Below are 7,503 nucleotides of genomic sequence, written 5' to 3' on the forward strand. Positions count from 1 at the left end.
ATGAAATTCCAAATCACCAATTCCAAATTCCATTTAGTGAATTAGTGAATTAAGCGAATTAGCGAATTAGTAAAATCTAATCTCTAATTCACTAATCTCTAATTCGCTTTTTGGTATGTGGAATTTGATGCTTGGGATTTGGGATTTTTTTACTTATCCACTCTGAGTAAAGTTTTGACTAATAACTGCTATATTACTACCTCCCTTTGATTATTTTTTCTAATTCCTCTAATCCTTTTTTCACCGCTTCGGTCACGGCTTTAGAGGAAATAGTCGCTCCAGTAATCGCTTGAATCTTATCTTTATCTGGCACTTTAACTACCTCTAAGTTTTCTATGCCTTTAGATTTGTATTGATTACGGAATTCTGCCTCTTCGATTTTATTACCCAGTCCTGGAGTTTCTTTGTGAGTTAATATTTTCATTTCCACAATTTTAAATTTTTTATCTACACCTACCATAATCCAGAATCCACCACTATACCCTTCAGCCAGACAGGAAATAACATACCCAACTAATTTATCTTCGCAATCAAATCCTTTAAAGAACCCTTTTTTTGTTTTAAATTCTTTGAATTCAAGTGCTTGTGGTAAAACAGTCTGACGGGCTTTTAATTTAGCCATTTCTTCTACCTCTTTAATTTTAGGTTTAGTGAGTGCATTCGTAATGGCTAAAATAATTGCACCAATTAAACTGATAATCATCAAATTAATGCCAATTTTAAAAATATTCTTAATCATTTTTTAACAACTCCATACGGTTTAGTTTTAATATATCTATCGATTAATGGCGTCAGGGTATTCATTAATAAAACTGCGTAGCAGATACCTTCTGGATAGCCAGTTTTAGCGCGAATTAAGACAACTAACACGCCAATCCCTGCACCAAAGATTAATTGTCCTGTTTTTGTTACTGGTGAAGTAACCATATCCGTGGCAATAAAAAACGCCCCTAAAATACAACCTCCAGATAAGATAGCAAATAAAGGGTCACCACCAGTTATCCAGCTTAGTAAAAATACTGTGCCAAGAAAACTAATGGGAATCTGCCATGAGATATAACCTTTATAGAGCAGGTAAATCGCTCCGAGGATTAAAAGCAAACAGGAGGTTTCACCTAAGGAACCCCGAATGTTACCAGTAAAAAGGTCTGCATACATTGTCCATCTATCGCCAAAGAATTCTACTACCTTTTCAAATCCTTCTTCTTTTAAAATGCCAAGAGGAGATGCACCGGTAACACCATCTATGGGTGAAGTCCAGGTAGTCATTTCTACGGGCCAGGAGATTAATAAAAATGCCCGACCAATCATTGCCGGGTTAAATATATTCCAGCCTAACCCACCAAAGCATTGCTTGGCAATAGCAATCGCCACAAAAGAGCCAACAGCAGGTAACCAGAGTGGCACAGCAGGCGGAATGCTAAATGCCAGCAAAATTCCTGTTGTCACCGCACTGCCATCTAAAATAGTCACAGGTTTTTTCAACAGGAATTTTTGTATTATTGCTTCAGTGATGACCGCACTTATGACTGAGGACAAAATTACCCATAAGGCATAAATCCCAAAGAAATATACTGCACCAACGATTGCTGGGAATAGAGCAAAATTCACCCCCCACATTATCCTCGGAACAGATTCTATATTTTTAATATGAGGCGAAATTGAAACGACTAATTTATCCATAGTATTTATTCCCCCAATAACCATCTATTTTTCACTTCATCAATAAAAACGGGTAAAATCTGTCTGGCATCTTTAATAAAGCCTCTTATTCGTTCCCATTTAATATCCAGGTATTCATGCACGACAATATTTCTTAAATAAGCGAATTCAGAAAATCTATTGGCTATCTCCTCATCCATAAATTTCAGACCAAGCCATAATAAAACCTCTTTATAAGTTTGTGGAATATTACTTTTTTCAGAGGCTAAAATTATCTTTGAAATGTCTATTGCTGACATTACCAGATTCTCAACCCATCTTTCTATATTTCTTCTTTTATTTCTATCTTGAATATATTCATTTTGAGTTAATTTTGTAAGTTCTTCTAAATCCTCAAATTCGTTTTCTAAAAATCTAATATGTTCTCTTAAAAGAGATTTATCTTCTTCAGATAACGATTTTGCCCTTTCCCCTATTTCAAAAAACTCTTTTGTAAAATTCCAGAAATCAACCGCTTCATAATGGGTTTTAATTAAAAGTTTTAAATAAAGATTTCTATTTTTTATGACAAGTGGAATTCCAGAATTTAATATAGAGAAGACAAGAGATGGTTTTGCCCGATTTAAAATCAATAAATCAACATTATCAGAGCATAAAACTCTTTCTATCTCTGCCCAGATCTTATTTTCTAAGGGATAATCATTTTTTGTTTCTATCTCTGCGTTTTGATAAGGATTAAAATAGACCGCAATATCCCAGTCAGAGGATACATTTTGAGTTTTTTTAGCCCTTGAGCCAAAGATAAATGCAAGTAATACTTCGTCTTTTCCCTTAAAATATCTTTTAAGAGTTTTAATTTTATTATCCATTTTTTTCTACTTTATCTTAAACTTACCTAATTTAATAAAATGCACTAATGAGCGATTAGACGGACAGACATACCCACAGCAACCACATTCTATACAATCTAACAGGTGATAATCTTTAGCCTCATTAAATCTTCCTCGTTCAACCAGAATACCAAGCATATTAGGCATCAATCGCATTGGGCAGACTTCAATACATCGACCACACCTAATACAGTCGCGGTGAGATGATATTCTGGTTTCTTTTTTAGGCAAAACTAAGATTCCAGAGGTAGTTTTTATCACTGGCACTTCAGTATTTTTTTGAGATAGTCCCATCATTGGACCACCCATAATTATTTTTCCTGGCTCTTTATCAAAACCACCACAGGCATCTATGACATTTTGGAATAAAGTGCCAATCCTTACTCGTAGATTTTGTGGTTCTTTGATAGCTAACCCTGTGGCTGTGACTATTCTATCTATGAGCGGTTTGCCTGAAATAACTGCTTCCATAATGGCTAATGTTGTAGCGGCATTTTGCACAACGACACCCACATCTAAAGGAAGCCCCCCTGATGGCACCTCACGATTTAATACTGCCTTAATAAGTTGTTTTTCTCCACCCTGCGGATATTTTGTTTGAAGTGGGATGATATTGATATTTTTTTCTTCTTTAGTTGCTTTTGCCATTAATGATAGGGCAGAAGGTTTATTTATTTCGATAGCAATAAGTGCCTTTTTAGCCTCTAATGCCTTCATAATGATTTTCAACCCGACGGTTATGTCTTTAGCCCTTTCTATCATAATTCGTTGGTCTGCAGTAAGATATGGTTCACATTCAGCACCATTCAATATAACCGTATCAATAGGTTTATCCTCTGGTGGAGATAATTTTACATGGGTTGGGAATCCAGCACCCCCTAAACCAACAATACCTGCCTCTTTGATTATTCCGCGTAATTTTTCTTTCGGAAGTCTTTCCCAATCACGGTGAGATTCTAATTCCACCCATTTATTTTCATTATCAGATTCAATGGTGATAGCCAAACAACTACCAAGAACAGGATGGGGCATCTGACCTATCTCAATTACTTTACCAGAAATAGTCGCATGCACATTAGCACAGACATAACCTGGACTCTTGCCGATTACCTGGCCTGTTTTAACTTCATCTCCTTTTGCTACACATAGTTCACAAGGGGCACCAATATGTTGTCTTAGAGGAATAACCACTTTACCCGGCAATGACATCTCACGGATAACTTTATCTTGTGTCCAGACTTTTTCATCTCTGGGATGAATCCCGCCTTTAAATGTTAATACATCCATTATATTCCTACCATTCAATATCAATAATGTAGAGATTATACTTTTATTTTTTAAAAAAGTCAAGAAAAATTTCAATCTGTGTAGTTAACTTTAGACCTGTGTCCGAAAAGGAGATATGGATAGGGTTCTGCAAGATAGGATTTGGGGGAGACAACAAATAAATATCAAATATTAAATATCAAAATGTAAAATTACAAATCAAATTTCGTAAGCGTTCAGCCACAGAGGCACAGAGTTCACAGAGAATTAAGGCAATTAGCCACAAATGGACACAAATTAACCTCTGACATCCCATATGTAGTGCGAACCTTTAGATTCACCTTCCTGCTTGCCAGAAGCGAGGCTAAAGCCTCGCACTACAAATCTTTTTGTGCATTCGTGTTCATTCGTGGTTATATATTCCCTCTGTGTTCTCTGTGACTCTGTGGCTATATCCTGAACGGTTACTTAACCCAATTTCCATAGAGGCTTCTATTCTATATCTACATTCACCCCATCATAATATAACTGATCGAAGTTTAAAACTCCATTCATCAATAGATCTACACCGAAATAAAAGGTGTAGTCGCCAATGGGAAGTGTCGTGGTATTCAACACTTGATATGGTGAAAGATTAAAGAGTGGACCTCCATAGCCACGAATAGGAATATTAGACCTGACCCATCCTGAATCCAGTGTATACCAATATAGTCCAAATGGTGATGTAGCGGCTACCCACCAATCTGCTTCCTTTCCACTGTAGCTACCAGGGACAAGGGATACAGTTATAGTCAAAATTGTTCCCTGTAGTATTATAAGCGGACCATCTGAATTATTGGCTTTTATATCAGGTTCGGGTGGTATAGGGGTATGGTAAAGTACTACTAAACCATAATTGTAATCAGCGATAACCACATCATTTGCACCATCACTATTAATATCTCCGACATCAAGTCCGTGCGGATTGTAATGGGATGCATAGGGAAGTTGGTATAGTTCATAAGGTAAAAGTGTCCCCTCAGCACCCTGAAGATAAACCCCCATAGCCATCCAGCCACCATGGGCTACTATAACATCATTTCTTCCATCAAAGTTAACATCTTCTATCTCTACGGCCTCCGGGATATCATAGGATGGGTAACTTATAGCTGGATTAAGTGTGCCTGAATTATTTTGAAGAAATGTCCCGATGAAAGAGTTAGGTTGGTTTCCTCCATAGCTTACTACAATGTCTTCTAAAATGTCCCCGTTAATATCTCCTACCGCTACACCCCGGGTAAGTTCGTCCTCGCCAAGGTCATAGTAGACTGGTAAACCAAATGTTCCATTAATCTCTTGATGAAGGACACCAATATTTGGATAGAAACCTTGCCCACTCATCACGATAATATCTGTTAAACCATCATTATTAACATCTCCGACATCCAGATCATCGTAACCACCATGGGTAACACTATAGGTAACAGGTGGATTCAGTGTACCGTTTATATTCTGAAGAAATACATCTACATCGGGAGACTGTGTGCCCCAGTCAATGGATACTACATCAAGAAGACCATCATTGTTAAAATCTCCAATCCTGAGCTTATATGTATTACTCACACTGAAATGATTAGAAGGATAAGTAACCATAGGATTTAGTCCCCCAGAGCCATTTTGGTAAAAAACGCCAATAGCATTGTGTGCGGTAACAACTACATCATTCCTCCCATCGTTGTTTAAATCACCAATATCAACAGAATTTCCATTACCAGCAGAATATTTTACTGGTGGCTCAAGTTCTCCCAAAACGTTTTGTAAGAAAACAAAAATGTGATAATCACTTTCAGGGTCAAAATAAAAAGAGGTTGTCATTACCACATCATTTCGACCATCACCGTTCACATCTCCTATAGCCACTGCCTCTGGCCAGGAACCTACTGGATAGGCTACAAAATGAAGAAAAAGATTGGAATTCTGGAAGACTTTTTCCTTTATCTCTGGCTTAACTTTTTCATCCAGGATTTTTAATCTCTCAAATCCCCTAATTACTGCAGTCCATTTATTTCCTGTCTTTTTTAAGTACTTGCTATCAATTGACTTTCCTGTTCCTTCACTGACATTAGTAATGTCGTGACAATATGCTGCACTTTGAAGTCCAATACAAAAGAGAGCAATAATGACCGATGTAAATCTTTCTTTTCTATTCATATCTCACCGCCTTAAATTTCAAAAATAGTGAATTTAGCGGAACTTCCCCCAGAAAACAAACAAAAAATCGAGTTAACCTATTGTTAATTAAGAAGATATGTTGAAAGTGATTTTGAGACTTTCGTAGCTACAATTGAACAGACAGGTTTATTTCTAATCCTTCATAAAAAATATTATCTCATAAATTGTAAAAATTGTCAACTTTTTTTAAAATATTAAAAATATTCGTAGGCACACTTTTAAAATATATTTTGGTCGTATCCTCTTGATACTCATAAACTTAAATCCGCTTTTTAGATGATTTTTAGGGGGAAGTTCTGCTACATTTATTACATAATTAAATATCCCTTTCTACTTCTCTTCTGCTCCATCTATCCATCTTTTATCCATCCTAAGATTTATTCCTTTTTAATACACCTCCTCTTTTGAAACCTAACCTCAATGTTTATAATGTGTTATATATATCTACATTACCTCCTAAACACCCCCAAAATCTACCCTCTTAATATTATAGTCCCTTGATTTTACAGAGGTTAATAGGTCCGACCCTCTTTTATGAACGCACTCGGATAAAATTTAGCGTTGATTTTATTAGCCGTTCCGGCTAACTATTTTTTCCTTCTCCCCCAATATTTTTGAGCGAAATTCTTACTTCCTTCTTTACTTTACTTAGTTCTAATTTCTTTCTATATCTCCATGTCCGCACATGAACAGGGATAAACTCTATCCCTACCGATATATGCACTTAGAAAAAATCCCACCTCCTTAATTCCCTGCCAGCGAGGGAGAAGGGAAAGTACTTCCTTTAATCTTAATGCGGGGAGATTTCTCTTCTAACCGCACAGATCGAATAATTGTGCTGAATAGTTACTTTTCCCCCTTATAATTTCCCTAAATCTTCCTTTGCAGTCTTTGCGTCCTGGCCTGAAACTTACTTTTTTTTCACGCAAAGGTTACTCTAAAAAATGAATTTATACCACGAATACCACACATAGCACGAAGATTCACTAAGACTATCACTTGTATTTGTAACTATTTCTCCAAATGAAATGCAAGGTGAGTGGGTAGTCAGGTAATCAGGTGATTCAGATAAAGCGTTAAACTGGTCACTGATAACCGATAACCCTGATTCCACTTTCGATGGCTAAAGTATTACTAATTTCAGGGTTATCTTCCTTAGTGTTTGGCTGTGGTCTTAGTGCCTTAGTGCTTTTTTATTGTCTCACTAACCTTACCACCTTATTTATCTCTTCCTTTGAAAGTCCGGTTATCTTAGTAATCACATCAATATTAAATCCCTCTGAATACATAGCCTTAGCAGCCTCTACTGCTTTCCTGTATTCACCTTGCTGTATCCCTTGCTGTATCCCTTGTTGCATTCCTTGTTGCATTCCTTGTTGCATTCCTTGTTGCATTCCTTGTTGCATTCCTTGTTGCATTCCTTGTTGCATTCCTTGTTCTATCAATTTCATAGCGGTAGTCATTGTTGCTTCAC

Annotated in this window: 7 protein-coding genes; all 7 read right to left on the minus strand. The window is 36.6% G+C overall.

The features are described from left to right. Nucleotides 1-196: 196 nt before the first annotated feature. Nucleotides 197-739 carry an RnfABCDGE type electron transport complex subunit G gene (locus tag AB1414_12020; protein MEW6608149.1) on the minus strand — a complete coding sequence of 181 codons (543 nt, stop codon included), beginning with the start codon at nucleotides 737-739 and terminating at the stop codon, nucleotides 197-199. After that, nucleotides 736-1,683, minus strand: coding sequence for an RnfABCDGE type electron transport complex subunit D (locus tag AB1414_12025; GenBank protein ID MEW6608150.1), 948 nt, complete (start codon nucleotides 1,681-1,683; stop codon nucleotides 736-738). The genes AB1414_12020 and AB1414_12025 overlap by 4 nt, the downstream gene beginning before the upstream one ends. Nucleotides 1,684-1,688: 5 nt before the next feature. Beyond that, entirely contained in the window at nucleotides 1,689-2,531 is an 843-nt protein-coding gene (locus tag AB1414_12030) for a HepT-like ribonuclease domain-containing protein (protein MEW6608151.1), read from the minus strand. 6 nt (nucleotides 2,532-2,537) lie between these two features. Next, a complete protein-coding gene (gene rsxC / locus AB1414_12035; protein ID MEW6608152.1) occupies nucleotides 2,538-3,839 on the minus strand; it encodes an electron transport complex subunit RsxC in 1,302 nt (433 codons plus the stop codon). Between the two features lie 471 nt (nucleotides 3,840-4,310). After that, nucleotides 4,311-6,008 carry a VCBS repeat-containing protein gene (locus tag AB1414_12040; protein ID MEW6608153.1) on the minus strand — a complete coding sequence of 566 codons (1,698 nt, stop codon included), beginning with the start codon at nucleotides 6,006-6,008 and terminating at the stop codon, nucleotides 4,311-4,313. Nucleotides 6,009-6,612: 604 nt separating this feature from the next. Then, entirely contained in the window at nucleotides 6,613-6,753 is a 141-nt protein-coding gene (locus AB1414_12045; GenBank protein ID MEW6608154.1) for a hypothetical protein, read from the minus strand. A 469-nt stretch (nucleotides 6,754-7,222) separates the two neighbouring features. Continuing rightward, nucleotides 7,223-7,503 (minus strand): hypothetical protein (locus AB1414_12050; protein ID MEW6608155.1); only part of this gene is annotated, 281 nt, incomplete at its 5' end.

This window comes from bacterium, from assembly GCA_040755795.1.
In the GTDB taxonomy this organism is placed as follows: Bacteria; UBA9089; CG2-30-40-21; order CG2-30-40-21; family SBAY01; genus JBFLXS01.